Genomic DNA, 23628 nt, shown 5'->3' with positions numbered 1-23628 from the left:
CTCACGGCCCCCCGCCCAGCCCGCGCCCCGGCGCGGGCTTTTTCATTTCCGCTCGCGGATGGCCGGCGTCATTCGGCGAAATGCACGGCCAGCCAGACGGTCGCCTCGCCGGCGGCGGTCCACTCGACCCGGTGGCGCCGGTGCGGCGCGACGTACAGCCAGTCGCCCGGCCGCAAGGCCCGCGCCGCCGGCTCGTCGGCGAAGCGCAGGGCGGCCGCGCCCTGCAGCAGCAGCACCCACTCGGCCTCGTCCTGGTCGTACCAGAAATCCGGCGGGCTGGCCTGCCCGGTCGACACGATGCGCTCGATGCGCAGCCCCGGCCGGGCGAGGAGCGCGTCGAAACGCTCCCCGGCTTCGGGATTGGAAGGAAGATCGGCGTAAAGGTTCTGGCTCGTCATGCGTCGATGATACCCTCGCCCTGCCCTCCACTTCCGACGCCCCGCCCCCCGCGATGAAATCCCTGCTGCGACGACTCCTCGGCCGACCGGCACCGCCCGCCAACCCCCTCTCGGACATCGAGCGCGCCCGCCAGCTGATCGCCGCCATCGACGCCGGCGGCATCCCGCTCGACCCGCGGCGGATCGCGCGCATCGCCGAGGGGCTGGGGCTGGAGGTGTCGCCGCGGGCACCGATGGACGAGACCATCGCGCGCATCCGGGCGGCGGTGAAGCGGTGTCCGGAGGGTTGAGTCTGCGCTCCGAAACAGGCAGTTGAGGGTGTGAACAAAGGCAGCAAAAGCCAATTACCGCAATAACTCGACGGCACCAGTGTTGATTGTCTCGCGCCCGACCGTGGAATTCCTCATCCAATTTATGACTTTGGCTTGATCGCCCCGCTCACTCCCGGCATGATGCGAAGTTTATTTTTCTACACCTTTGTTTATGTTTTCAGGGGGCAGTGTGGGGTCGAGCAGGTTTATTTTGTCGCTGATGTTGATCGGTGCTTTGTCGGCCTGTACTCCGGCAATGCAACCGAGGCCGGTAACTGGAGAATTGACCAGGACGCAGTATCTCCTTGGCTTATTTGAAATCTCACCGCCACAAGGCAGCGACTGGTATGAAATGCCAAGGGCCAAGGGTTTTCTAGCGTACGGAAAAAAACTTGAGACGAATAATCGCACCTTTGTCGCATCGGTCCGCGTACATGACACAGGCGTGAAGTTCGCCAGCGAAAGCGATTTCCTGGCATTTGTAAAAACCGCAAGGGCTAGCGACACTGACCCGGATCGATTCGAGCAGCTGCTTCATGACGAAAAACTGGATGAAACCAAGCCGCCCTTCTGCACAAGGTTCCATCTGAAAGCCAGGGACAAAGTCATATCGAGATCCAGTGGGTCTCCCAGCTTTCTGGAGGCGAAGGGCTTCTCGTGCCTGCATCCCAACAAACAGAAAATAGTCACTGTCGAGTACTCGGAAAGGGCTCCTTCACCTTTCCAAGATCCGATCTTGCTTGCCGAAGGCGAGCATTTCATAAACTCCCTGGTGATCAAGGAAGCCGCAGAGAAGACGGCACGAATCGTCGACACTTCGACAGGCGACAGCGTCGAAGAACCGACCGGATGGAAACGCCTCCTGCTTAGAAGAGGAAGCGGGATGCCGGGCGGCGGTTTCTTCTTTGTCCGCGAGATCGATGGCGTGCCCGAACCGCAGAACAATATGGATGACAGTGTTCGTGCGTCCTACGGACAGGGAAGAAGCATAAGTTTCAAGAAAGTCGAGCGCCCGGTGCCTGCCGGCAAGCACCGTATCAAGCTGGCCGGACGATACGTGTTTGCGGCGCCGATCGACAACCTGTTGCGCTCGGCCGCCGCTTACCGGGTCGAGGGCGAGATCGAGGTGACGCTACTCCCGGCTGTCGAGTACCGCGTCCGCGGCGTGCTGGAGGAGTTCCGTCAGGAGGTGTGGCTGGAAGAGTCAGCAACAGGAAAGCGAATCGGCGAGAAAGTCGTCAATATCGCGGCCGAGGACGACCGCATCCGGGCAATGGCTGGAGCGTCCTTTGCGTGCTGCAATCTGCACTACCAGGACGAATGGATCAGCGATGAGAACCTTTGGGGCCTGCCGTTCATTCCCGCAGGAACGCCAATCGCCATCCGGGAATATGGACGGAACCGCATTCACGTACTGGTCGATGGACGACAGATGACCATCGGACACGACTATGGCCGCAAGCAGGAGACGAAAGAGCAGCTCGTCGCGAAGCTGGTCGTCAAGGACGACCCTTCCAAACTGATCACCTCATATCCGCCTGCGATCCAGGAGGCCATTCGTTCCGGAAAGCTATTGCGCGGGATGAGCAAGCAGCAGGTAATCCTCTCCCTTGGCTTTCCTCGACCAGACCTGACGACTTCTCCCGATTCACCGGTATGGAAATACTCGACGGTCGATGACGGCGACGTTGAATTGATCTGGGGAACAGATGGCTTGTTGAGCGAGCTAAGGGCGGAAGAAAAGGAACTGCCAGCGAAGATTCTTTTCACTGGACGCCAAGTGGCCGAGTCTGGACAACGATAGCGCCAAATCCCTCCCCTACCGTCAAAATGACAAATCGCCCAAGGCATTTTCACCGCGCGGCCCTGGGTGATTTATACGCACACCAGCAATTTTAGGACTCGACGAACCTGCGATACGCCGCAATACTTCTCGCTCTGGCGCTCCTGAGCGGATGTGCCCATGACATCAACAAGCTCAATGCAGCCCGCTATGCGGAGACAGGTTACACCGCAGTTCGCCGCGGCGACTGGGATTCGGCGCGCCGGGCATACGCACGCGCTGCGGTGAATGCCGATCTTGGCGGATCTCCAGTGCGTGCACGCTCGGTAATGTATTACGAGTATGCGCGAGCGTGCGGTGCTACGTGTTTTTATGACCACGCCGAACAATATCTGCTCAAGGCGCTGAAACTCGACGAAGAGTCGTCGGGACCGGTTCACTATCCCCTTATCGAATTGGCTCGCCTCAATCTCGATCAACGCCAGTTCGTCCAAGCGGTACCCTATTTTGAACGCGCATTGCCAGTCGTTGAAAAACTCGACGCCGCGTCAAAAGACCCGATAGGGTTTGCCGATTTCCTTGACGAATACGCGCAGGCGCTGAGAGAGACCGACCGAGCAGCAGATGCTGCCGTATTTACGGCTCGGGCTGCAGATATTCGCTCCAGGCATTCCGGAGCCGTGTCAAAAACTGATCGCACCCCCTATGGCAAGCACTGCATCAAGAAGGATGAATCGCCTCAAAGTCAGTAGCCTCTCTGCTGTCGCTTGAAATGCACGCGCAAATTGCCCTACATCAAACCCATTCCCCCGCTCCTGCACGATAATCCGCCTTCCATTTCGGTTCGACGAAACGGAACACGGTGCGAATCCGTGGCGGGCCCGCCGCTGTAACCGGGGACGGGCGCTGCATGATCGACTGATCGGCCACTGACGGGGCACACCCCGGCGGGAAGGCAGCAGCGCTCCGGACGATCCGGGAGCCAGAAGACGTGTCGAACCGATCCGGAGCCAAGGCAAGGGCTCCGGCTGACTGCATGCTCACGCGTGCCGTCAGCCGGAGCCCTTTTCTTTTTCACCATTTGATTCGAGGACTCGATCATGACGCAGACCATTCAAGCGCAACAAACCGCCCAGCCCCAGACCGCCGCCGCAAAGGGCGAAGATAAACCCGTCGCCCCGAGCATCGCCACGCGCAAGAGCTGCAATCCGGACGGTATCGGCCTCTCGCACTACGTGCTGATGGACAAGAAGGCGGCGAAGTAACGATGACTGCTGCCGCAACGATGAGCCGGGCCGCCACTGGCGGTCCGGCGCTGGTTCCCGTGGACATCGGCCACGCCGTCTATGCCGCCGTCACCGACCCGGCCACCGCCTTCTGGGGCCTGGTCGACAAGACGCGCGTCAACGAGTCGCTGACCGGCGGTCCGCTGTTCGACGCCTACAGCAAGGAATACGACCGCTTCGCCAGGGAGCTGCACGCGCTGCGCTTCGAGCTGAAGCCCTCCGGCGTCTATCTCAACCCGACCGAGCGCTGCAACCTCAACTGCACCTACTGCTACCTGCCCGGCGAGCAGCGCAGCGGCGGCACGCACATGCCGCGCGAAACGCTCACCGCCTCGCTCGCCGCGCTGCGCGACTACTTCGCCTCCGTCATGGGCGACACGGACAGGAAGCCGCGCGCCATCTTCCACGGCGCCGAGCCGCTGATGAACCGCGACGCGGTGTTCGCCGCGATCGACGAGTTCGCCGACGACTTCGCCTTCGGCGTGCAGACCAACGGCACGCTGCTCGACGACGCGGCGATCGACTTCCTGACCTCGCGCAACGTCAGCATCGGCCTCTCGCTCGACGGCCCGGTCGCCGGCATCACCGACGCCACGCGCCGCACCTGGGGCGGCAAGAGCGTGCACGACAAGGTGCTGACGGCGATGGAGAAGCTGCGCGGCTACGGCTCGTGGAGCGTGATCACCACCTGCAACACCGAGAACCTGCCTTACCTCACGCGCATGGTCGAGCTGTTCCACGCCGCCGAAGTGCCGACCTGCATGCTCAACACCGTCCGTTGCACGCTGCCCGGCGCGCGCGGCGTGAAGCCGGCCGACGGCGACATGGCGAAGGCTTTCTTCGCCGCGCTCGACCGCACGCACGAGCTGTACCGGGAAACCGGGCGCAAGCTGATGGTCGCCAACTTCGCCAACATCCTGTTGGCGATCCTCGCGCCGACCGCGCGCCGGCTGATGTGCGACATCTCGCCCTGCGGCGGCGGCCGCGCCTTCTTCGCGCTGGCGGCCGACGGCGGCCTCTACCCGTGCAGCGAGTTCATCGGCCTGAAGCGCTTCAACGGCGGCAACCTGCTCACCGACGGCGTCGAGGCGGCCTTGAAGTCGGCAGCCTTCCGCCCGGTGATCGAACGCGACGTCGACACCTTCGACCCCTGCGGCTCCTGCGCGATCCGCCATTTCTGCGGCTCGCCGTGCCCGGCCGAAGCGGCCGAGATGAACGGCGGCATGGACAAGATCGGTGCCTTCTGCGACTTCTACAAGGAGCAGGTGAACTACGCGTTGCGTCTGATCGCCGACGGCAAGGCCGACGACTACCTGTGGGACGGCTGGGACGACGGCACCGAGACGGTGTTCAACATCGTCAACTGACGCCGCCGGCGGCCGCCGCTCCGGAATCCTCCGGGGCGGCGGCTTTTTCGCCTACGGCACCGGCGGCAGCGCGATCTCGTCGCTGGTCGCCGCCCCCTGTGAAAACTCCCGGCACAATTCCAGGAAGGCGCGCAGCCCGGCACCGTGGAACTTGTCGCGGTGCCAGACGAAGCTGAAGGTGCGCTTCAGGTCGAGCGCCGGCGTCCGCACTTCGGCCAGGCTGCCGCGGCGGAAGGCGTCCTTCAGCGCCAGCCGCGAGATGCAGCCGAGCCCCAGCCCGCTCTCGACGGCGCGCTTGATCGCCTCGGTATGCTCCAGCTCGAGGCGCACCCGCAGGCCCGGCAGATGATGGCGGAAGGCATGATCGAAGGTCTCGCGCGTCCCCGAACCCGGCTCGCGCAGGATCCACGGCTCCTGCAGCAGGCGCTTCGGCGTCGCGCTGCGGCCGGCCAGCGGATGCCCCGGCGCGCAGAACACCGCCAGCTCGTCGTCGACCCACGGCACCACCGCCAGGTCCGGATGGTGGCAATCGCCTTCGACCAGCCCCAGATCCACCTCGTGCACCGCCAGCGCCTGCAGCAGGTGGGCGGTGTTGCGCACCTCCAGCTTCACCCGCGCCTGCGGGTGGCGGCGCAGGAACTCGGCGACGATCAGCGTTGCCAGATAGTTGCCGATCGTCAGCGTGGCGCCGATGTTCAGGTTGCCGACCGCCTCGTGCCCCTGCAGCAGGTCGTCGATCTCGGCGGCGCGGTCGAGCAGCTCGACCGCCTTCGGCAGCAGGTTGCGTCCCAGTTCGTTCAGCCGTAGCGACTTGCCGACGCGGTCGAACAGCCGCCGCCCGGTCTGCCGCTCCAGCTCGGCGAGCGCGGTGCTCGCCGCCGACTGGGTCAGCGCGACCGCCCCGGCGGCGCCGGAGACGCTGCCGGAACGCGCGATGGCAGCGAAGATCTCGAGCTGGCGGAGCGTGAAGTGCATATCTGCGATCCTGATATATACGATTTGTACAATCTGTTTCACGGATATTACGCCAACTTCTAGACTGGCGGCGTTCCCACTTCCATCGCAGAGCACGACCATGAGCAAGTACGGCACCGAAACGGTTCTCGACGTCCGCCACTGGAACGACCACCTGTTCAGCTTCCGCACCACGCGCGATCCCGGGCTGCGCTTCGACAACGGCCAGTTCGTGATGATCGGGCTGGAGGTCGACGGCAAGCCGCTGACGCGCGCCTACAGCATCGCCAGCGCCAACCACGAGGAGCATCTGGAGTTCTTCAGCATCAAGGTGCCGGACGGCCCGCTGACCTCGCGCCTGCAACACCTGCGGACCGGCGACCCGATCGTCGTCAGCCGCAAGCCGACCGGCACGCTGGTGCTGCGCGACCTGAAGCCGGGCAAGCACCTCTACCTGTTCGGCACCGGCACCGGGCTCGCCCCCTTCCTCAGCCTGATCCAGGACCCGGAGGCCTACGAGCGCTTCGACAAGGTGGTGCTGGTGCACGGCGTGCGCTGGACCAGCGAACTCGCCTATTCCGAGTTCATCGAGCAGACGCTGCCGAACCACGAATTCCTCGGCGAGCTGACGCAGGGCAAGCTCATCTACTACCCGACGGTGACCCGCGAGCCCTTCCGCAACCAGGGCCGCATCACCGACCTGATCGACTCCGGCAAGCTTTGCGCCGACATCGGCCTGCCGCCGCTCGACCCGGCAGACGACCGCGCGATGATCTGCGGCAGCCCGGCGATGAACAAGGACATGTGCGAGCTGCTCGACGCGCGCGGCTTCAAGGTCTCGCCGTACATCGGCGCGCAGGGCGACTACGTGATCGAGCGCGCCTTCGTCGAGAAGTGATCCGCGACCGCGCCTGAATCGACCAGGCGGCCGACGCGCGTCGGGCTGCAGCCCGGCACCGTCTGCGTCAGGCGCGGCGTGAAATCCGTCGTCGACGCCGCGACCGCCCACGGCACCGGCGCCGCCTCGATGGCGAGGATGCCCGGCGCGACGAGGGCAAGCAGTTTTCCGCGCTGGCTGAGGATGTCCATCCGTTTCTCCTGATCTCGTTGTTGTCCGGAACACCGCGCCAGAGGCGCGACGGAGAAGCTTTAGCCACATCCGTGCCAAGCGGACGATCACCAGGAAAATCAGCGAGTTAGGGGAAAAAATCGGCGCCGGCGGAGCAGCCGCCGGCGGCAGCTGTCGCCACCTGCCGACAGGCACCCGCGCGATCGCGGCAAGTGCCTGTTTCGAGAAGATTCAGCCGCGTCGTCCGCCGGCGACATCGTCGCCGTCGCCGCGGAAATGCGCGGGAACGAGGTCGTGCTTCTGCAGCAGGCGGTAGAGCTCGGTGCGGTTGCGGTCGGCCAGGCGGGCGGCGTCGGAGACGTTGCCGTCGGTCAGCTTCAAGAGCTGCACCAGGTAGTCGCGTTCGAAGCGCAGCTTGGCCTCGGCGTAGCTGAGGACCTCGTTGCCGCGCACGCGCAGCGCGCGCTGCACCAGCGCCAGCGGAATCAGCGGCGAGGTCGCCAGCGCGCAGACCTGCTCGACGACGTTGTAGAGCTGGCGCACGTTGCCCGGCCACGGCGCCGTCGCCAGCGCCTCCAGCGCCTCCGGCGCGAAGCCGTTTACCTTCTTGCCGTACTTCTCGACCAGCGCCTGCAGGAAATGGTTGGCGAGCAGCGGGATGTCCTCGCGCCGCTCGTCGAGCGTCGGCAGCGTCAGGCCGACGACGTTGAGGCGATAGAACAGGTCCTCGCGGAACGCGCCTTCGGCCATCGCCGCCTCCAGGTCGCGGTGCGTCGCCGACAGGATGCGTACGTCGATCGGCACCGCCGCGGTCGCCCCGACCGGGCGCACCGCCCGCTCCTGCAGCACGCGCAAGAGCTTCACCTGCAGCGGCAGCGGCATGTCGCCGATCTCGTCGAGGAACAGCGTGCCGCCGTCGGCCGCCTGGAACAGGCCGAGGTGGTTGGCGGTGGCGCCGGTGAAGGCGCCCTTGACGTGGCCGAACAGCTCGGATTCGAGCAGCGACTCCGGGATCGCGCCGCAATTGACCGCGACGAAGGGCTTCGCCGCGCGCGCGCTGGCGCGGTGGATGGCGCGCGCCAGCAGCTCCTTGCCGCTGCCGCTCTCGCCGCGGATCAGCACGCCGGCGTCGGAGGCGGCGACCAGCTTCGCCTCCTCGAGCACCTCGGCCATCCGCTTGCTGCGGCTGACGATGCCGGCGCGCCACGCGTCGCCGTCGCCGCCGTCCTCCTCCGCCGGCGCCGGCGACAGCGCCAGCGCCTGCCGGATCTTTTCCAGCAGCGCCTGGCTGTCGAAGGGCTTGGTCAGGTAGCCGAAGACGCCGCGCGCGGTCGCCGCCACCGCGTCGGGGATCGTTCCGTGCGCGGTGAGCAGGATCACCGGCAGTGCCGGATGCTGCTGGCGCAGCTCGTCGAACAGCGCGAGGCCGTCGCGCCCGGGCAGGCGCACGTCGCTCAGCACCAGGTCCGGCCGTTCGACGGCGACGCGGGCCAGCGCCGCCTCCGCCGTATCGACCGCGGTCACCCGGTAGCCGCTGGCGCGCAGGCGCATCGACAGCAGGCGCAGCAGGTCGGGGTCGTCGTCGACGACCAGCACGTGCGCCGACGGCGGCTGCAACATCACCGCGAGATTCATGGGGTACCTCCAGGCATGGGTTTCGGCTGCGGCCGCGCCGGCAGGCTGCGCTCGATCGCGGTCAGCGCATCGATCTTCTCCTGCAGCAGGTCGCCGCGCCGCTGCGCTTCGCGCCACTGCTGCTCGAGGCGCAGGCGCTCGCCATACTGGTCGTGCAACAGTCGTGCCAGCGGCGCCAGGTCGGCGGCGTACGGGTGCGCGCTCTTCAGCACGCTCTCGAGCAGCGCCGAGGCGCGCTGCAACTCCGGCGGCCGTGCGTTGGCGAGCTGGATCGCCTGCTGCATCAGCAGGTAGGGATCGCCGCCCGCCGGCCGCTCGCGCAGCGCCTCCGGCGACGGCCGCGGATTGCCCGCGTAGTAGGCGAGCATCGCCCGCAGCGGCGCCTCCTCCGGCGCGGCGACGCGCGCCGGCGGCGTGCCGCAGGCAGCCAGCGCGAGGCACAGCAGCGCCGGCAGGCAGCGACGAAGATCAGTGTTCATGAGGCAGCTCCATCCTGAAATGCGCACCACGGGCTTCCGGCACGAGATAAATGCGACCGCCCTGCGCGGCGACCAGTTCGCGCACGATCGACAGACCGACGCCGCTGCCCGCCGCCGCTGTCGCCGGTCGGCGACTGCCCTGCACGAAGGGTTCGAAGATGCGCTCGGCGTCCTCCGGGGCGACGCCCGGGCCGGCGTCGACGCAGTCGATCATCAGCACGCCGTCGGCGATCCGCGCCGACAGCCGGATCTCGCCGCCGTCCGGGCTGAAGGCGATGGCGTTGGAAAGCAGGTTGCCGAGCGCGACGCGCAGCTTGTCCGGGTCGAGCAGTGCCGGCTGGCGGCCGCCATCGATCGTCACCCGCAACCCGCGCGCCTGCAGTTGCAGCCGCTGCGCCTCGACGCATTCGTCGAGCAGGCCGCGCAGCGCGACGCGGCGGCGCTGCAGGCGGCCGGCGTCGAACACCGTCGCGTGGTAGTTGAGCAGGTCCTCGATCTGCCGCTGCAGCGCCCGCGCATTGTGCTCGAGGATGCCGGCGACCTCGCGCTGGTCGGCGGTCAGCGGCCCGACCACCTGGTCCTGCAGCAGCGCGACGCCTTCGCGCAGCGCGGCGAGCGGGGTCTTCAGCTCGTGCGAGACGTGGCGCAGCACGCGCACGCGGTCGGCCTCCAGCTCGGCGAGGCGCAGGCGCAGCCAGTCGAGGCGACGGCCGAGGCGCTCCAGGTCGACCGGGCCGTGGATCGCGATCGGGGTGTCGAAGCGGCCGCCGCCGAGCTGCTCGATCGCCGCTTCCAGCCGGCTCACCGGACGCAGCAGCCACCAGCCGATCGCCGCGCCGAGCAGCAGCGCGGCGGCGATGGCACCCAGCACCTGCGCCAGCAGGCTGGTCCGGCTGGCTTCCAGCGACTGCAGCAGCGTCGCATTGTGGCGGTCGATCCACTGCCGGCCGGCGTCGGCAAGCGCGGCGTTGGCCGGGCCGAGGCGGGCCAGCGCCGCCAGCGCGGCCTCGCCGCCGTCGGCACGCAGCGCCGCGGCCGCCTCGCCGGCGCCCTGCTCCCAGGCGGCGGCAGCCTGCGAGATTTCCGGGACGCCGACGCCATGCAGGCGCAGCAGCGTCGGCAGCGTCTCGTCGTGGATCGCAACGAAGCGCTCGCGCAGCGCGGCGTCCCGGAGCACGAGGTACTGCCGCGCGCTGCGCTCGAGGTCGACGCTGCGCTCGGCGAGCAGCTGGATGTCGGCCGTCACCTGCACCGCCAGCGCCGCGCCGGCGCGGCTCTCGTCGGCGAAATCCTCGAGCGCCAGCAGGCCGCGCAGCGCCGCCACGGCGAGCAGCAGCGCGACGAGCAGGAAACCGAGCAGCAGGGTCAGGCGGAAGGACAGACGCGGCATGGGAAAGGGACGCGGAAGTTGTGCCCAAGCTTACGCAGGCGGGAAACGGCGGGACAAGCTGTCGTGAAACGACGACAGATCAAATTATAGACAAATCAATCACCTGCCGACGGAGGAAACGCCCGCCGTCGGGCTGCGGCGTCGCGGCGACGCCTCGCTGGCACCGCCGCCGGCCGCCGGGAATCGCCGCCAGCCGCTGTCCCGCGGGACTTTCGCCGCGGCTGGCACGGCCCTTGATAGGGACGCCGCGAACCCCACTCACGGAGACCACGCCATGTTCCATAAGCCGAGCAATCCCTTTGCCAAGGACAGCCCGATGGCCGCCGCCCGCGACGCACTGTCGCCGCAGGCGCGCAGCGGCATCCCGAGCACGCCGCAGACCGCCAACCCCGCGCCGCAGAACGCTGCCGCCGCTGCAGCCGCTGCCGGCGCCAAGCCGGCGGCGGAAGCGGCGAAGCCTGCCCCGCCCCCCGCCGCCGAGTCCGCCGCCGGCAGCGGCAGCCGCCTGATCGTCGGTCCCGACGTCAAGCTGAAGAGCGCCGAGATCCTCGACTGCGACACCCTGGTCGTCGAAGGCCGGGTCGAGGCGACGATGGACAGCCGCGTCATCCGCATCGCCGAAAACGGCCTCTACACGGGCAAGGTCAGCATCGACATCGCCGAGATCCACGGCCACTTCGAAGGCGAACTGACCGCCCGCAGCCAGCTGATGATCCATGCCACCGGCAAGGTCAGCGGCAAGATCCGCTACGGCAAGATGCTGATCGAGGAAGGCGGCCAGATTTCCGGCGAGATCAAGTCGCTCGCCGAGGACGATGCGCCTTCCTTTCGCCCCCGCAGCGAAATCCTCGCCCCCGTGAAGGCCGCCGCCGGCTGACGCCCGGCGCGACCTCCCTTGCGCCGCCGCGGCCGCGACACTCTCCTCCGCCGGCTCGCCGCGGCGCCTTTTTCCCCACTGCCGAGCGGGTCATTTTCCTTGTCCCACGGGGCTCGCCGGGGAGGCGGGCGGGTTACAATGGAGGCCTCTTCGCACAGGAGCGCGCCATGTCCGCCCACCTCATCCTCACCGTGATCGGCGACGACCGTCCGGGCCTCGTCGAATCCCTCGCCACCACCATCGCCGCGCATCAGGGCAACTGGCTCGAATCGTCGATGTCGCAGCTCTCCGGCAAGTTCGCCGGGATCGTCCGCGTCAGCCTGCCGGAGGCGCAGACGGCCGCGCTCAAGGCCGCACTCGCGGCGCTGCCCGGGCTGCGCGTCACCGCCGAGGAGGCGCAGGCGGCCGCAGCGCCGTCGGGCAGCCGCCGCCTGAAGCTGTCGCTGGTCGGCCACGACCGCGTCGGCATCGTCCGCGAAGTCTCGCAGGTGCTGGCGCGCCACGCCGTCAACGTCGAGGAGCTGGCCACGCACACCGCCAGCGCGCCGATGTCGGCCGAGATCCTCTTCCACGCCGCCGCCGAGCTGACCGCGGCGCCGGGCCTCGACGCCCGCGCGCTGATCGCCGACCTCGAACGCATCTCCAACGACCTGATGGTCGACATCAACCTCGACGAGACCATCCGCAGCTGATGACCGCCGCCGCCACCGAAATCCGCATGCCGCGCTACCCGGAATGCTGGGAGAGCTGCGGCTCGTGCGCCAGCGGCGACGTGTTCGTCCTCGAAGTCTTCGTGCAGCCGGGCGACCGCATCGAGCGCGAGGACAACATCATCAGCATCGAAACCGGCAAGGTCGCCCTCGACATCCCCTGCCCCTGGGCCGGCACCGTCCGCGACGTGTTCATCGAGGTCGGCGACAAGCCCGAGGAAGGCGCGCTGCTGATCACCATGGAGCGCGAGGAATGACGGCATGAGCGAGATCTGGATCGCCGTCGTCGTCTGCATCGTCGTCGTCCTCAGCGGCGCGCTGCCGCTGCTGCGCGACCGCCACAACCAGCGCACGCCGCTGCCGCCGCGCCCGGAAACGCTGCGCGACTGGCACAAGGAAGAAACCTTGCACGATTGGCGTCAGGATCAGTCCAAGCACTGAGCGCACCAGATCGGTCCGCCGGCGCACGATAACGCCGCTGCGGCGCACCACCTCGGCGCGCGAGGCGCGTCCGCAACGCAAAAACACGATACGGCTCAACAACTTGCCGTTTGGCATGCTTCTCGCGTTGCGTATTGCACCAGAACAATACGCACGAGAGCCCTGCCATGGCAGCCCCGACCTTCTATAACGAGATGCTCGATGCGGACGGCGGCACCCGCCCGCATTACGCAGCCTATCGCCGCTGGCTCGACGAGACGCCGCCCGAGCGCATCGCCGCCAAGCGCGCCGAGGCCGATGCGCTGTTCCACCGCGTCGGCATCACCTTCGCCGTCTATGGCCAGGAAGACGGTGCCGAGCGCCTGATCCCCTTCGACGTCATCCCGCGCATCATCCCGGCGCACGAGTGGCGGCAGCTCTCCGCCGGCCTGCGGCAGCGGGTGCGCGCGCTGAACGCCTTCATCGGCGACATCTACCACGGGCAGGAGATCCTCAAGGCCGGCGTCGTGCCCGAGACGCAGGTGCTGTGCAACGTCCAGTACCGGCCGGAGATGCAGGGCATCGACGTGCCCGGCGGCATCTACGCGCACATCGCCGGCATCGACGTGGTGCGCGCCGGCGCCGGCGAGTTCTACGTGCTCGAGGACAACCTGCGCGTGCCGTCCGGCGTCTCCTACATGCTGGAAGACCGGCGCATGATGATGCGCCTCTTCCCCGAGCTGTTCGCCCGCTACAAGGTGGCGCCGGTCGAGCACTACCCCGACCTGCTGCTCGACACGCTGCGCAGCGTCGCGCCGCAGGGCGTCGCCGACCCGACGGTGGTGGTGATGACGCCGGGCGCCTTCAACAGCGCCTACTTCGAGCACGCCTTTCTCGCCCAGCAGATGGGCGTCGAGCTGGTCGAGGGCAAGGACCTCTTCGTCGAGGACGAGCAGGTCTTCATGCGCACGACGCAGGGCCCGCAGCGGGTCGACGTGATCTACCGCCGCATCGACGACGACTTCCTCGACCCCCTCGCCTTCCGCCCGCAGTCGATGCTCGGCGTGCCCGGCCTGCTCTCGGCCTACCGCGCCGGCCGCGTCACGCTGTCGAACGCGATCGGCAGCGGCGTCGCCGACGACAAGTCGATCTACCCCTTCGTGCCCGAGATGATCCGCTTCTACCTCGGCGAAGCGCCGATCCTGAACAACGTGCCGACCTGGCAGTGCCGCAAGAAGGACGAGCTCGCGCATGTGCTGGCGCACCTGCCGGAGCTCGTGGTCAAGGAAGTGCACGGCGCCGGCGGCTACGGGATGCTGGTCGGGCCGGCAGCGAGCGCGGCCGAGATCGAGGCCTTCCGTGCCCAACTCGTCGCCACACCGGAGCGCTACATCGCACAGCCGACGCTGGCGCTCTCCAGCTGCCCGACCTTCGTCGACAGCGGCGTCGCGCCGCGCCACATCGACCTGCGCCCCTTCGTCCTCTCCGGCCGCGAAATCCGCTTCGTTCCCGGTGGCCTGACCCGCGTCGCGCTCAAGGAAGGCTCGCTGGTGGTGAACTCCTCGCAGGGCGGCGGCACCAAGGACACCTGGGTTCTGGAGGAATGACCATGTTGAGCCGCACCGCCGACCACCTCTACTGGATGGCCCGCTACATGGAGCGGGCCGAGAACCTCGCGCGCATGCTCGACAGCAGCTACCGCATGTCGCTGCTGCCGCAGACCGTCGCGCAGACCGAGGCGAACTGGGGCCGCCTGCTGGTGATCATGGGCATCGAGGCGATCTACCGCGCCCGGCACGAGCACATCACCCAGGACGCGGTGCTCGACTTCATGATCTTCGACACCGAGAACCCGTCGAGCATCCTCAACTGCCTGCGCGCGACGCGCGAGAACGCGCACGCGGTGCGCGGCACGCTCACCTCCGAACTGTGGGAGACGAACAACGCCACCTGGCTGCGGATGCGCGAGTTCGCCCGCAGCGGCCTGCGCGAACGCGGCACCGGCGAGCTCTTCGAATGGGTCAAGTACCGTTCGCACCTGTCGCGCGGCGTCACCATCGGCACCATGCTGCAGGACGACGCGCTGCGCTTCATCCGTATGGGCACCTACCTCGAACGCGCCGACAACACCGCGCGCATCCTCGACACCAAGTTCCGCTCGCTGCCCGCCGGCACCGCGCTCGCCGAGCCGGCGACCGACTACTACCCGTGGAGCGCGCTGCTGAACTCGGTTTCCGCATTCGAGGTCTACCGCAAGGTCTATCGGGATCTGATCACGCCGCTGCGCGTCGCCGAACTGCTGGTGCTGCGCGCCGACATGCCGCGTTCACTGTCGCGCTGCATGAAGGAGGTCTACGCCAACCTGCAGGCCGTCGCCAACCGCCGTTCCGGCGAGACCGAGCGCCGCGCCGGCGAACTCGAGGCCGAGTTGCGCTTCGGGCGCATCGAGGAGATCGTCGAGCACGACCTCAACGCCTGGCTGGCCGGCTTCCTCGACCGCACCCTCGACCTCGGCAACCGCATCGCCGACGACTTCCTCGTCCCGGTCGCCCGCTGACCCACGGAGAGCATCATGCGCCTGCACATCCACCACGCCACCCGCTACCGCTACACCGACGCGGCCGCCTACAGCATCCAGCACCTGCGCCTGACCCCGCGCTCCGACCTGAGCCAGCAGATCCTCAACTGGCAGCTGAGCACGCCCGGCCACCCGCGCCAGCAGCGCGACGCGCACGGCAACACCATCCATACGCTGTCGCTGACCGAACCGCACCAGGAAATCACGCTGATCGTCGACGGCGAGGTCGAGACGCGCGACGCGCCGACGCTGCTGCCGCGCGGCGACGGCCTGTCGCCGCTGGCCTACCTCGCCGACTCGCCGCTGGCGACGCCGGACGGCGCGATCGCCGGCTTCGCACTCGAGCACTATCCCGACGGCCCGCGCCGCGACGCGCTGCTGGCGCTGATGCAGGCGGTCTGCGAGCAGGTGCGCTACCAGCCCGGATCGACCGAGGTCGACCACACCGCCGCCGAGGCCTTCGCGCTCGGCGAAGGCGTCTGCCAGGACCAGGCCCACGTCTTCGTCGCCAGCTGCCGCGCGCTCGGCATCCCGGCGCGCTACGTCAGCGGCTACCTGTTCACCGACGGCGAACACGCCGCCAGCCACGCCTGGGCCGACGCCTGGCTCGAGGACGAGAACGGCTGGCTCAGCTGCGACGTGACGCACCAGCGCTTCGCCGACGGCCACCTGTGCCGGCTCGCGGTCGGCCGCGACTACCTCGACGCCGGCCCGGTGCGCGGCGTCCGCCGCGGCGGCAGCGGCGAGTCGCTGCAGGTCAAGGTCGTCGTCGCCGATTCGCCGAAAGCCGTCCGCGAGGCGCAGCAGGCCGCGCAGCAATGAGCTTGGCCGGAGCCCCCCGGCCGGTGTAGGCTCGGTTCCTGGACAAAAACGGGGGAACACCGGATGACCTACTGCGTGGGAATGCTGCTCGACGAGGGCCTCGTCTTCCTCTCCGACTCGCGCACCAACGCCGGCGTCGACCAGATCAACACCTTCCGCAAGATGACGGTGTTCGAGCGGCCCGGCGCGCGCGTGCTGGTGCTGCTCAGCTCGGGCAACCTGGCAATCACGCAGTCGCTGGTGTCGATGCTGCAGGAGGCGATCGCCGCCACCGACGCGCGCCCGTCGCTGATGAACGCCCCCAACCTGTTCGAGGCCGCGCGCCACGTCGGCGACACGCTGCGCGAGGTGCACCGGCGCGACGCCGAAGCGCTGCAGGCCTTCAACATCGAATTCAACGCCACCTTCATCCTCGGCGGCCAGATCGCCGGCGAGGCGCCGCGCCTCTTTTCGATCTACGCCGCCGGCAACTTCATCGAGGCGACGCCGGAGACGCCCTACTTCCAGATCGGCGAATCGAAGTACGGCAAGCCGATCATCGACCGCGTGCTGCGCCCGACCACGCCGCTGGCCGACGCCGCCAAGTGCGCGCTGATCTCGATGGACTCGACGATCCGCTCCAACCTTTCGGTCGGCCCGCCGCTCGACCTGCTGACGATCCATGCCGGCGCGCTGAAGGTCGCGCAGCGGCAATCGATCGATGCCACCAACCCCTACTTCCAGATGATCCGCAACAGTTGGGGCCAGGCGCTGCGCCAGGCCTTCGACGAACTGCCGAACCCGGAGCTATAAGAACCAAATGGCCAAAGCAAAACCGCACATGAGCTACGAGGAGCACCTCGACGAAGTGACGACGCAGATCACCGAGATCTACACCGTCCCCGACGACGAGGCGATCCGCATGGTCATGGCCGCGCAGGAGGACGAGTACTTCAGCGGCCACGACGACGACCCGACGATCTGCACGCTGGAACGCGCCGGCATCGACGCCCGCTACGTGTTCAAGAACTACAGCCGCAAGGCGCTGCAGAAGAAGGCTGGCAAACCCGCCTGACCGCCACCGCCCCGGGCTTGCGCAGCGGGGCGTTCAGCCCCCTCCCCGCGCTCAGCGGACCGGCACCATCAGGTGCTGGTAGGGCGTTCCCGGCCACATCACGTAGGGCACCGCAGTATCCGGCGTCGCGCTCTTCGGGTACATGTCGTAGAAGCTCGCGTCGGCGCCGACGACCATCACGTGCGGGCCGGTCTTCACCCAGTGGTTGTCGGGCGCCGGCTTCGTCGCGTAGGGGTCGGTGTTGCTGGCGTCGGTGCCGCCGGCGAGCATGTACATGAAGCCGACCTTGCCGGCCGGCGGCGTCTGCCGGTTTATCCAGGCCTCGGCCCAGGCCAGCGCCGCCTTGTCCATGCACATCGGGTCCGGCCCCGGCGTCGCCGGGTTGTCCGGCATGCAGGTAAAGCCGTTGTTTCCCTCGCGCAGCACGCGCATCTTGCCGTCGGCGCCGGCGGCAACGATCGTGGCGCCGGCCGCAACCTTCTTCGGCGCCGCGCTCATCGCGCTCCGGATCAACTTGCGGTCGTCGGCGGCAGGCTTCGCCGCCGCCGCATCGGCGGCACGGGCGACCGGCGGGGAAACGGCCGCCAACGCGGCGGCCACGGCAGTCAGGGCAATCAGGGTGTTCCGCATCATTCTTCTCCTTGGCGAATCGAATCGCCTGACCGGAGCGGAACCGGCCGCCTCGGCCGGCGGACCCTCAGTATAGGAAGCCGTCGCAGAATGCCAATGCCGGATTGCCAGTCCCCCGCAAGGCGCCCGCGCTCGGGTAAACTTGCGCCCTTTGCAATTCACCTCCCCCGAAAGCCATGGCCCAATACGTAATGTCGATGCTCCGCGTGAGCAAGGTCGTCCCGCCCAAGCGGCAGATCATCAAGGACATCTCCCTCTCCTTCTTCCCCGGCGCCAAGATCGGCCTGCTCGGCCTGAACGGCGCCGGCAAGTCGACCGTGCTCAAGATCATGGCCGGCGTCGAGAAGGAATACGAGGGCGAGGTGCAGTGGCAGCCGAACCTGCGCATCGGCTACCTGGCGCAGGAACCGCAACTCGACGCCGAGAAGACCGTGCGCCAGGAAGTCGAGAGCGCGCTCGGCGAGGTGATGCAGGCGCAGGCCAAGCTGGAAGAGGTGTACGCCGCCTACGCCGACGAGAACGCCGACTTCGACAAGCTGGCCGAGGAACAGGCGCGGCTGGAGGCGATCATCGCCACCGCCGGTTCCGACACCGAGCACCAGATGGAAATCGCCGCCGACGCGCTGCGCCTGCCCGACTGGGACGCCCAGATCGGCAAGCTCTCCGGCGGCGAGAAGCGCCGCGTCGCGCTGTGCAAGCTGCTGCTCGAAAAGCCCGACATGCTGCTGCTCGACGAGCCGACCAACCACCTCGACGCGGAGTCGGTCGAGTGGCTGGAACAGTTCCTCGTCCGCTTCCCCGGCACCGTCGTCGCCGTCACCCACGACCGCTACTTCCTCGACAACGCCGCCGAGTGGATCCTCGAACTCGACCGCGGCGAGGGCATCCCGTGGAAGGGCAACTACTCCAGCTGGCTGGAGCAGAAGGAAGCCCGCCTGGAAACGGAAGCCAAGCAGGAAGGCGCCCGCATGAAGGCGATGAAGCAGGAACTGGAATGGGTGCGGCAGAACCCGAAGGCGCGCCAGGCCAAGAGCAAGGCGCGTCTCGCCCGCTACGAGGAAATGGCGAGCTACGAATACCAGAAGCGCAACGAGACGCAGGAAATCTTCATTCCGGTCGCCGAGCGCCTCGGCGACAAAGTGGTCGAATTCAACGGCGTGTCGAAGGCCTTCGGCGACCGCCTGCTGATCGACAACCTCAGCTTCAGCATCCCGCCCGGCGCCATCGTCGGCATCATCGGCCCGAACGGTGCCGGTAAATCGACGTTGTTCCGCATGATCACCGGCCAGGAAAAGCCGGATTCGGGTGAGGTCGTGATCGGCCAGACGGTGAAGATGGCCTACGTCGACCAGAGCCGCGAGAATCTCTCCGGCGACAAAACGGTATTCGACGAACTCGCCGAAGGCCGCGACATCCTGCAGATCGGCAAGTTCGAGATGCCCAGCCGCGCCTACATCGGCCGCTTCAACTTCAAGGGCGCCGACCAGCAGAAGATCGTCGGCAAGCTCTCCGGCGGCGAACGCGGTCGCCTGCACCTGGCGAAGACGCTGATGACCGGCGGCAACGTGCTGCTGCTCGACGAACCGTCGAACGACCTCGACGTCGAAACCCTGCGCGCGCTCGAAGACGCGCTGCTCGAATTCGCCGGCAGCGCGCTGATCATCTCGCACGACCGCTGGTTCCTCGACCGCATCTGTACGCACATCCTCGCCGCCGAAGGCGACTCGCAGTGGAGCTTCTTCACCGGCAACTACCAGGAATACGAGGAAGACAAACGGAAGCGGCTCGGCGAGGAAGGCGCCAAGCCGAAGCGCATCCGCTACCGGCCGATCACGCGCTGATCCGCCCGGCGCCAAAGAAAAACCCGCCCGTTCCGACCGGCGGGTTTTTTGTTGCATGCATTCGCGCTAACATCGCCGCAATTCTTCCCCGGACTACCAGGAACGAAAGGCCAACGATCAGCCAGTTCTTCGGCATCGTCATCCAGATATTCTGGCGCGAACATGCGCCACCTCACTTCCACGCACTCTATGGCGAGCAGGAAGCCCTGATCGACATCAGGACCTTGTCGATCATCGGCGGCTCGATGCCGAAGCGCGCATTGAACCTGACGATAGAATGGGCCATCGAACATCGTCTGGAACTGATGGAGGATTGGGAACTATGCCAAGCCAAGCAGCAACCCAAGAAAATTCCCCCGCTGGAGTGATTCTGGCCGCGCCGTGGCCGGTGCAGGCGGTTTCGGTGCTTCCGGGACACCGGCTCGCCGTCACCTTCCGAGACGGCAGCAACGGCATTGCCGACTGCTCTGCCATCAAGAACGCAACGGACGCAGGCATTTTCGCCCCGCTGGCGGACGAAGCCTTCTTTGCCCAGGTAAGCGTTGAACTCGGTGTTCTGACCTGGCCCAACGGTGCCGATCTGGACCCGGCGTGGCTGCATGAGAATCTGGCAGCAGCAAAAACGTGGTCTGTCCCTTTTTAACGCTTCGTTACCTTCGGTTTGATCAGCGCTGCCTTGCCGTTTTCATCGACGCCATGAACAGCGAACACGTTCTTGGCGAGATCAATGCCGATTGTCATAATGGCTATGGACTTCCCCTTTCGTGGTTCTGATGAGGTTCGGAAAATCCATCCTGGCACTTGTTGCCGACTGCGGCTGCCGCCGCAACCTCGGGACGGGGAAGTCCCTTTCATTCGTTATGCATTTCCTATCGCGAGCCGCTAACCGATGATCCTCTGTAAAAAGACACTCGAATGTCTTCGAGAAATGATCAACGAAAAATCGGAATATCGCTCTGGCCCGAAGCTAGTCCAATTCTTCAATGATCTAGGGTTCAACGACTCATACGGTCAGGGCTTTCCGTCGCGCTGGGTCTTCACTGATGAGCGTTTGGCAAAGATCAATGGAACGCCAGCCCTCGACCAGTGCATTAGAAACACCTTTTCCCCCGTCAATTTCGTCGGCCGAATTCAAGAGCTCGATCTCTTAATCAAGGAATTCAACCAGTACCTTGCCTTCGACAAATGGAAGGTTGTTCGACGAGAAGCTGACATTGGTTTTCAGAAGCTCGAAAAAATCGAGATTGATTCTGGAGAACCAAAGGATTCAGAGAACGAGTTCCTGAGTCGCGAGTTTACGAACGTCGACCTACGGGCGTGACCTGCCTGAATTCTTCGGGCCACTCATTCCTGGAAAATGGCTCCCGGTTTGGTGGTTGAAAGACACTGCTTCTTGAATGCCGCCGGAGTCTGGTTGCCCAGGCTCGAATGCGGACGGATTTCATTGTAATGCTGACGCCATTGATCGATTACGACCTTGGCTTCCGTTCGGTTCCTGAACCACTCCATCGACAGGCATTCATCCCGGAACTTGCCGTTGAAGCTTTCTGCCATACCGTTCTGCCACGGCTTGCCGGGGTCGATCAGTGCCATGTCGAGATTCTCGTTGGCCGCCCAGCGCAGCAGCGCCCGGGAAACGAATTCGGGGCCGTTGTCCGAGCGCAGAATCTTGGGCGCACCGTGCGTGCTGATGAGTTGTGACAGCACCTCGATCACTCTCCCGGAACGAATCGAACCGGCGACATCGATCGCCAGGCTCTCTCGCGTGTATTCATCGACGACTGTCAGACACTTCAGCTGCTGACCGTTGGCGCAGGCGTCGAATACGAAGTCGTAAGCCCATACCTGCCCGGCTGCAAGCGGCGCTTGCGGCCGGGGGCGAGACAGCGCAATCCGCTTTCTTGGCCGCTTCCGCGGCACCTGCAACCCTGCCTTGCGCCACAGGCGCCAAGCCCGGTCAGTACTCATCCGCTGCCCCTGGCGTTCGAGAAAGACCTGAATGCGCCGGTAGCCGTATCGTGGGTACTGTGCCGATAGGATGCGCATGGCCGCCAGTGCCGGTGCGTCCTTCTTCTGCATGCGTGATTCGTAACGGAGCGCCGATCTCGCCGTACGGGTCAGCGCACACGCTTTCCGCTCCGACAGGCCACGCCCCTTGGCGTACTCTGCCTGCCGGCGCCGGGCGGGTGCGCTCACCATTTTTTTGCGTTGATCTCCTTCATGATCTCGACTTCGAGATCACGTTCGGCCAGCAGCTTCTTCAGCCGGGCATTTTCCTGCTCAAGCTGCCGCAGCCGTTTCACTTCATCGGCATTCATCGAACCGAAGCGCTGCCGCCAGCTGTAGATCGTTTGTTCGCTGATGCCGTGTTTCTTCGCTACTTCGGCAACCGAACTCTTGTCCGCTTCACGCAGGATCGCGACGGTCTGCGCTTCCGTAAATCGGCTCTTTCTCATGACTCCCTTTCTTCAAGGAAGCCATCTTCTCAAGTTTCAGCTGGTCCGAAAATCGCCGGGCAGGTCAGGCGCTGAAGCTCGAAAACGCTATTACCGATGTCCTTCAGCACAGGATTAAGGAGATTGAAAAGTGCTTTAGCTCTGGCTCACCGCTAGCGGTAATACTTCTGGCGGGAAGCGCACTTGAAGGCATCCTCCTCGGATTGGCTATTCAGCACCCAAGGCAATTCAATTCCGCTAAGTCATCCCCCAAAGATGGCAGTTCGAAAGTTAAGCCATTTCATGAGTGGAGCCTTAGTGGCTTCATCGATGTTGCCAAGGAATTGGGCCTGATACAGCAAGACACATACAAGTTCAGCCATTCGCTTAGAGACTTCCGTAACTACATACATCCGTTTGAGCAGATGAGCTCGGGCTTCTCTCCGCGGGAACATACGGCGAAGATTTGTCTGCAGGTATTGCGAGCCGCCATTCATGAAATTGGCGACAATCTTTCGAGAATACGCAATGCATAACACTACATATATGGACTCCCCCAGAACGCAAGGAAACGGATCGATAGACGTGGCGACGGGGAAACGCATGCAGTCGTATATCCGGCATCGATAGTGGGCTCTCGTTGGCCCGTGCCGACATGGAATCTGCCCACGGTGCGCCAATCGTTCCAAGCGGCACGCAAGCTGAATCGCCCCGAATTTCGTAGAGTCCCATTGGTTTGAGTCAGGACGTGATGACCTGCGCGAAAAGTAACGCTACGGCGCTGTCCGCCGCCCTACAAGCTGCGCTACCTGTCTTCCCCTCGCCCGTTCCCCCTTTCCCACCCGCGCTGCGGCCGTTCGTCCCGGTCGGCCCGACCGCGGTGGCGGCCACGATCGTCGTCATCGGCGTCGCGGCGGAAGTCGCGTTCGCTGGGTCGCGACTCGGTGCGTACTTCGTCGCGGTGTTGCTCGACTCGTGGCACTACCTGCGCCTCGCGCCGCGGCGTGGCGTCGTTCCGCCAGCGCTCATTGCGCTCCGGCGCCGGGCGGACGTCGCGCTCGGACCGGCGATCGTCGTGACGCTCGAAGCGCGGCGCCTCGCGCCGTTCGATGATGCGCGGCGCAGGATGGTCGTCGCGCTCCCAGTGCCCGCCGTAGCGCCGCCACTGCTCGCCGTGGCGCTCCCAGCGGTGCGGCACCCAGCGGTGACCGTGGCGCGGTTCGACCCAGCGTCCGGGCACCCAGACGTAGCGCGCGCCGATCCAGTTCCAATAGCCGGAGATCCAGATGTAGCCGACCACCGGCGGGCTGCCGATGTATTCGACGTAGGGTGGCGGCGGCGCGACACGGACGGTCTCGACATAGACGGGTTCGCTCGGCGCGACGACGCAGCCGGCGAGCAGGGCCGGCACGGCGAGCAGGCCGGCGATCAACAGTTTCCGCTTGTTCATGTGCACACTCCTCGGCGGCGGCGGCAGGGGTGAATCCCGCAGCGCCGCATCCTGTGTCCACTAACGTGCGCCGGCGCCGGGCCGGCGACCGGAAAGCGGTATCGCATTGTTTCCAGTTGTAAGCGCCTGTTTCCGCCCT

29 protein-coding genes, 1 pseudogene and 1 riboswitch are annotated in these 23628 nt (G+C 66.0%); of the genes and pseudogenes, 19 read left to right on the top strand and 11 right to left on the bottom strand.

Features of this window, described 5'->3' with window-relative positions:
• Nucleotides 1-68: 68 nt before the first annotated feature.
• The gene (locus IWH25_RS12970) at nucleotides 69-398 is read right to left on the bottom strand and encodes a cupin domain-containing protein (protein WP_203386205.1); all 330 of its coding nucleotides are present in this window, start codon (nucleotides 396-398) and stop codon (nucleotides 69-71) included.
• Nucleotides 399-451: 53 nt separating this feature from the next.
• On the opposite strand from IWH25_RS12970, the gene IWH25_RS12965 reads away from it, so the two are divergent.
• The 5 genes from IWH25_RS12965 to cbpB all read left to right on the top strand — a co-directional run bounded on the left by IWH25_RS12965 (nucleotide 452) and on the right by cbpB (nucleotide 5145).
• Entirely contained in the window at nucleotides 452-688 is a 237-nt protein-coding gene (locus IWH25_RS12965) for a hypothetical protein (RefSeq protein ID WP_203386204.1), read from the top strand.
• Between the two features lie 232 nt (nucleotides 689-920).
• On the top strand, nucleotides 921-2513 hold the full coding sequence (locus IWH25_RS12960; protein ID WP_203386203.1) for a hypothetical protein: 1593 nt from the start codon (nucleotides 921-923) through the stop codon (nucleotides 2511-2513).
• 263 nt (nucleotides 2514-2776) lie between these two features.
• Nucleotides 2777-3244, top strand: coding sequence for a tetratricopeptide repeat protein (locus IWH25_RS12955; RefSeq protein WP_203386202.1), 468 nt, complete (start codon nucleotides 2777-2779; stop codon nucleotides 3242-3244).
• 71 nt (nucleotides 3245-3315) lie between these two features.
• Nucleotides 3316-3505: riboswitch (cobalamin riboswitch) on the top strand.
• A gap of 87 nt (nucleotides 3506-3592) precedes the next feature.
• On the top strand, nucleotides 3593-3757 hold the full coding sequence (gene cbpA / locus IWH25_RS12950; protein WP_203386201.1) for a modified peptide precursor CbpA: 165 nt from the start codon (nucleotides 3593-3595) through the stop codon (nucleotides 3755-3757).
• A 2-nt stretch (nucleotides 3758-3759) separates the two neighbouring features.
• On the top strand, nucleotides 3760-5145 hold the full coding sequence (cbpB, locus tag IWH25_RS12945) for a peptide-modifying radical SAM enzyme CbpB (RefSeq protein WP_238998899.1): 1386 nt from the start codon (nucleotides 3760-3762) through the stop codon (nucleotides 5143-5145).
• Between the two features lie 51 nt (nucleotides 5146-5196).
• Here cbpB and IWH25_RS12940 read toward each other — a convergent pair whose 3' ends face one another.
• On the bottom strand, nucleotides 5197-6120 hold the full coding sequence (locus IWH25_RS12940; protein ID WP_203386200.1) for a LysR family transcriptional regulator: 924 nt from the start codon (nucleotides 6118-6120) through the stop codon (nucleotides 5197-5199).
• A 100-nt stretch (nucleotides 6121-6220) separates the two neighbouring features.
• Between IWH25_RS12940 and IWH25_RS12935 the strand changes: the two genes are divergently transcribed.
• Nucleotides 6221-6997: a ferredoxin--NADP reductase gene (locus IWH25_RS12935; RefSeq protein ID WP_203386199.1), complete on the top strand. Its 777-nt coding sequence runs from the start codon at nucleotides 6221-6223 to the stop codon at nucleotides 6995-6997.
• On the opposite strand, the gene IWH25_RS12930 is transcribed toward IWH25_RS12935, so the two are convergent.
• The 4 genes from IWH25_RS12930 to IWH25_RS12915 all read right to left on the bottom strand — a co-directional run bounded on the left by IWH25_RS12930 (nucleotide 6964) and on the right by IWH25_RS12915 (nucleotide 10672).
• Complete coding sequence (locus tag IWH25_RS12930; RefSeq protein ID WP_203386198.1) at nucleotides 6964-7188, bottom strand: hypothetical protein; 225 nt, start codon at nucleotides 7186-7188, stop codon at nucleotides 6964-6966. The two genes, IWH25_RS12935 and IWH25_RS12930, sit on opposite strands and share 34 nt — an antisense overlap.
• Before the next feature lie 211 nt (nucleotides 7189-7399).
• Complete coding sequence (locus IWH25_RS12925) at nucleotides 7400-8803, bottom strand: sigma 54-interacting transcriptional regulator (RefSeq protein ID WP_238998898.1); 1404 nt, start codon at nucleotides 8801-8803, stop codon at nucleotides 7400-7402.
• The gene (locus IWH25_RS12920) at nucleotides 8800-9282 is read right to left on the bottom strand and encodes a hypothetical protein (protein WP_203386197.1); all 483 of its coding nucleotides are present in this window, start codon (nucleotides 9280-9282) and stop codon (nucleotides 8800-8802) included. Before IWH25_RS12920 ends, IWH25_RS12925 begins: the two co-directional genes overlap by 4 nt.
• Nucleotides 9272-10672, bottom strand: coding sequence for a sensor histidine kinase (locus tag IWH25_RS12915; RefSeq protein ID WP_203386196.1), 1401 nt, complete (start codon nucleotides 10670-10672; stop codon nucleotides 9272-9274). The genes IWH25_RS12920 and IWH25_RS12915 overlap by 11 nt, the downstream gene beginning before the upstream one ends.
• A gap of 274 nt (nucleotides 10673-10946) precedes the next feature.
• Between IWH25_RS12915 and IWH25_RS12910 the strand changes: the two genes are divergently transcribed.
• The 9 genes from IWH25_RS12910 to IWH25_RS12870 all read left to right on the top strand — a co-directional run bounded on the left by IWH25_RS12910 (nucleotide 10947) and on the right by IWH25_RS12870 (nucleotide 17133).
• A complete protein-coding gene (locus IWH25_RS12910) occupies nucleotides 10947-11549 on the top strand; it encodes a bactofilin family protein (protein WP_203386195.1) in 603 nt (200 codons plus the stop codon).
• A gap of 167 nt (nucleotides 11550-11716) precedes the next feature.
• Complete coding sequence (locus IWH25_RS12905) at nucleotides 11717-12241, top strand: glycine cleavage system transcriptional repressor (protein WP_203386194.1); 525 nt, start codon at nucleotides 11717-11719, stop codon at nucleotides 12239-12241.
• Nucleotides 12241-12516 (top strand): biotin/lipoyl-containing protein, encoded by a 276-nt coding sequence (locus IWH25_RS12900; protein ID WP_203386193.1) that lies wholly within the window; start codon nucleotides 12241-12243, stop codon nucleotides 12514-12516. Before IWH25_RS12905 ends, IWH25_RS12900 begins: the two co-directional genes overlap by 1 nt.
• Nucleotides 12517-12520: 4 nt before the next feature.
• Nucleotides 12521-12700 carry a hypothetical protein gene (locus IWH25_RS12895; RefSeq protein WP_203386192.1) on the top strand — a complete coding sequence of 60 codons (180 nt, stop codon included), beginning with the start codon at nucleotides 12521-12523 and terminating at the stop codon, nucleotides 12698-12700.
• Between the two features lie 167 nt (nucleotides 12701-12867).
• A complete protein-coding gene (locus IWH25_RS12890) occupies nucleotides 12868-14286 on the top strand; it encodes a circularly permuted type 2 ATP-grasp protein (RefSeq protein WP_203386191.1) in 1419 nt (472 codons plus the stop codon).
• Nucleotides 14287-14288: 2 nt separating this feature from the next.
• Nucleotides 14289-15236: an alpha-E domain-containing protein gene (locus tag IWH25_RS12885; protein ID WP_203386190.1), complete on the top strand. Its 948-nt coding sequence runs from the start codon at nucleotides 14289-14291 to the stop codon at nucleotides 15234-15236.
• A gap of 15 nt (nucleotides 15237-15251) precedes the next feature.
• On the top strand, nucleotides 15252-16079 hold the full coding sequence (locus IWH25_RS12880; RefSeq protein ID WP_203386189.1) for a transglutaminase family protein: 828 nt from the start codon (nucleotides 15252-15254) through the stop codon (nucleotides 16077-16079).
• A gap of 63 nt (nucleotides 16080-16142) precedes the next feature.
• Complete coding sequence (locus IWH25_RS12875) at nucleotides 16143-16871, top strand: proteasome-type protease (protein WP_203386188.1); 729 nt, start codon at nucleotides 16143-16145, stop codon at nucleotides 16869-16871.
• Nucleotides 16872-16878: 7 nt separating this feature from the next.
• Nucleotides 16879-17133: a hypothetical protein gene (locus IWH25_RS12870; RefSeq protein ID WP_338022665.1), complete on the top strand. Its 255-nt coding sequence runs from the start codon at nucleotides 16879-16881 to the stop codon at nucleotides 17131-17133.
• A gap of 51 nt (nucleotides 17134-17184) precedes the next feature.
• Here IWH25_RS12870 and IWH25_RS12865 read toward each other — a convergent pair whose 3' ends face one another.
• Nucleotides 17185-17766: a hypothetical protein gene (locus tag IWH25_RS12865; RefSeq protein WP_203386187.1), complete on the bottom strand. Its 582-nt coding sequence runs from the start codon at nucleotides 17764-17766 to the stop codon at nucleotides 17185-17187.
• 173 nt (nucleotides 17767-17939) lie between these two features.
• Between IWH25_RS12865 and ettA the strand changes: the two genes are divergently transcribed.
• The gene (gene ettA / locus IWH25_RS12860; protein WP_203386186.1) at nucleotides 17940-19604 is read left to right on the top strand and encodes an energy-dependent translational throttle protein EttA; all 1665 of its coding nucleotides are present in this window, start codon (nucleotides 17940-17942) and stop codon (nucleotides 19602-19604) included.
• On the opposite strand, the gene IWH25_RS12855 is transcribed toward ettA, so the two are convergent.
• Nucleotides 19594-19746, bottom strand: a complete 153-nt coding sequence (locus IWH25_RS12855) for a hypothetical protein (RefSeq protein WP_203389314.1) — start codon at nucleotides 19744-19746, stop codon at nucleotides 19594-19596. The two genes, ettA and IWH25_RS12855, sit on opposite strands and share 11 nt — an antisense overlap.
• Between IWH25_RS12855 and IWH25_RS12850 the strand changes: the two genes are divergently transcribed.
• Nucleotides 19676-19972 (top strand): DUF4160 domain-containing protein, encoded by a 297-nt coding sequence (locus IWH25_RS12850; protein WP_238999081.1) that lies wholly within the window; start codon nucleotides 19676-19678, stop codon nucleotides 19970-19972. The genes IWH25_RS12855 and IWH25_RS12850 overlap by 71 nt on opposite strands.
• On the top strand, nucleotides 19969-20247 hold the full coding sequence (locus IWH25_RS12845; protein ID WP_203386185.1) for a DUF2442 domain-containing protein: 279 nt from the start codon (nucleotides 19969-19971) through the stop codon (nucleotides 20245-20247). Before IWH25_RS12850 ends, IWH25_RS12845 begins: the two co-directional genes overlap by 4 nt.
• A gap of 2 nt (nucleotides 20248-20249) precedes the next feature.
• Here the strand turns inward: IWH25_RS12845 and IWH25_RS12840 are convergent.
• Nucleotides 20250-20354: pseudogene (locus IWH25_RS12840) on the bottom strand (IS110 family transposase); the annotation flags it as partial.
• A gap of 178 nt (nucleotides 20355-20532) precedes the next feature.
• Here IWH25_RS12840 and IWH25_RS12835 point away from each other — a divergent pair.
• Entirely contained in the window at nucleotides 20533-20925 is a 393-nt protein-coding gene (locus tag IWH25_RS12835) for a hypothetical protein (protein WP_203386184.1), read from the top strand.
• A gap of 23 nt (nucleotides 20926-20948) precedes the next feature.
• Here IWH25_RS12835 and IWH25_RS12830 read toward each other — a convergent pair.
• Nucleotides 20949-22060, bottom strand: a protein-coding gene (locus IWH25_RS12830) for an IS3 family transposase (RefSeq protein ID WP_203386070.1) whose coding sequence is annotated in 2 segments (ribosomal slippage) — nucleotides 20949-21802 and nucleotides 21802-22060 — 1113 coding nt in all. Because the reading frame shifts where the segments join, the coding sequence is not laid out codon by codon here.
• A gap of 784 nt (nucleotides 22061-22844) precedes the next feature.
• Complete coding sequence (locus tag IWH25_RS12825) at nucleotides 22845-23489, bottom strand: YXWGXW repeat-containing protein (protein ID WP_203386183.1); 645 nt, start codon at nucleotides 23487-23489, stop codon at nucleotides 22845-22847.
• Nucleotides 23490-23628 lie beyond the last annotated feature (139 nt).

The organism is Azospira restricta (assembly GCF_016858125.1).
Classification (GTDB): domain Bacteria; phylum Pseudomonadota; class Gammaproteobacteria; order Burkholderiales; family Rhodocyclaceae; genus Proximibacter; species Proximibacter restrictus.
This window is presented reverse-complemented; position numbering and strand designations above follow the sequence as displayed.

Excerpts from the sequence above, each read along its gene's own strand:
- IWH25_RS12965 (WP_203386204.1), top strand. The coding sequence starts at position 452 with ATGAAATCCCTGCTGCGACGACTCCTCGGCCGACCGGCACCGCCCGCC.
- IWH25_RS12905 (WP_203386194.1), top strand. The coding sequence starts at position 11,717 with ATGTCCGCCCACCTCATCCTCACCGTGATCGGCGACGACCGTCCGGGC.
- IWH25_RS12825 (WP_203386183.1), bottom strand. The coding sequence starts at position 23,489 with ATGAACAAGCGGAAACTGTTGATCGCCGGCCTGCTCGCCGTGCCGGCC.
- IWH25_RS12890 (WP_203386191.1), top strand. The coding sequence starts at position 12,868 with ATGGCAGCCCCGACCTTCTATAACGAGATGCTCGATGCGGACGGCGGC.
- IWH25_RS12875 (WP_203386188.1), top strand. The coding sequence starts at position 16,143 with ATGACCTACTGCGTGGGAATGCTGCTCGACGAGGGCCTCGTCTTCCTC.
- IWH25_RS12940 (WP_203386200.1), bottom strand. The coding sequence starts at position 6,120 with ATGCACTTCACGCTCCGCCAGCTCGAGATCTTCGCTGCCATCGCGCGT.
- IWH25_RS12835 (WP_203386184.1), top strand. The coding sequence starts at position 20,533 with ATGATCAACGAAAAATCGGAATATCGCTCTGGCCCGAAGCTAGTCCAA.
- IWH25_RS12970 (WP_203386205.1), bottom strand. The coding sequence starts at position 398 with ATGACGAGCCAGAACCTTTACGCCGATCTTCCTTCCAATCCCGAAGCC.
- IWH25_RS12930 (WP_203386198.1), bottom strand. The coding sequence starts at position 7,188 with ATGGACATCCTCAGCCAGCGCGGAAAACTGCTTGCCCTCGTCGCGCCG.
- cbpB (WP_238998899.1), top strand. The coding sequence starts at position 3,760 with ATGACTGCTGCCGCAACGATGAGCCGGGCCGCCACTGGCGGTCCGGCG.
- IWH25_RS12900 (WP_203386193.1), top strand. The coding sequence starts at position 12,241 with ATGACCGCCGCCGCCACCGAAATCCGCATGCCGCGCTACCCGGAATGC.
- IWH25_RS12935 (WP_203386199.1), top strand. The coding sequence starts at position 6,221 with ATGAGCAAGTACGGCACCGAAACGGTTCTCGACGTCCGCCACTGGAAC.
- IWH25_RS12870 (WP_338022665.1), top strand. The coding sequence starts at position 16,879 with ATGGCCAAAGCAAAACCGCACATGAGCTACGAGGAGCACCTCGACGAA.
- IWH25_RS12915 (WP_203386196.1), bottom strand. The coding sequence starts at position 10,672 with ATGCCGCGTCTGTCCTTCCGCCTGACCCTGCTGCTCGGTTTCCTGCTC.
- IWH25_RS12885 (WP_203386190.1), top strand. The coding sequence starts at position 14,289 with ATGTTGAGCCGCACCGCCGACCACCTCTACTGGATGGCCCGCTACATG.
- IWH25_RS12865 (WP_203386187.1), bottom strand. The coding sequence starts at position 17,766 with ATGATGCGGAACACCCTGATTGCCCTGACTGCCGTGGCCGCCGCGTTG.
- IWH25_RS12910 (WP_203386195.1), top strand. The coding sequence starts at position 10,947 with ATGTTCCATAAGCCGAGCAATCCCTTTGCCAAGGACAGCCCGATGGCC.
- IWH25_RS12925 (WP_238998898.1), bottom strand. The coding sequence starts at position 8,803 with ATGAATCTCGCGGTGATGTTGCAGCCGCCGTCGGCGCACGTGCTGGTC.
- IWH25_RS12895 (WP_203386192.1), top strand. The coding sequence starts at position 12,521 with ATGAGCGAGATCTGGATCGCCGTCGTCGTCTGCATCGTCGTCGTCCTC.
- IWH25_RS12920 (WP_203386197.1), bottom strand. The coding sequence starts at position 9,282 with ATGAACACTGATCTTCGTCGCTGCCTGCCGGCGCTGCTGTGCCTCGCG.
- IWH25_RS12855 (WP_203389314.1), bottom strand. The coding sequence starts at position 19,746 with ATGACGATGCCGAAGAACTGGCTGATCGTTGGCCTTTCGTTCCTGGTA.
- cbpA (WP_203386201.1), top strand. The coding sequence starts at position 3,593 with ATGACGCAGACCATTCAAGCGCAACAAACCGCCCAGCCCCAGACCGCC.
- ettA (WP_203386186.1), top strand. The coding sequence starts at position 17,940 with ATGGCCCAATACGTAATGTCGATGCTCCGCGTGAGCAAGGTCGTCCCG.
- IWH25_RS12880 (WP_203386189.1), top strand. The coding sequence starts at position 15,252 with ATGCGCCTGCACATCCACCACGCCACCCGCTACCGCTACACCGACGCG.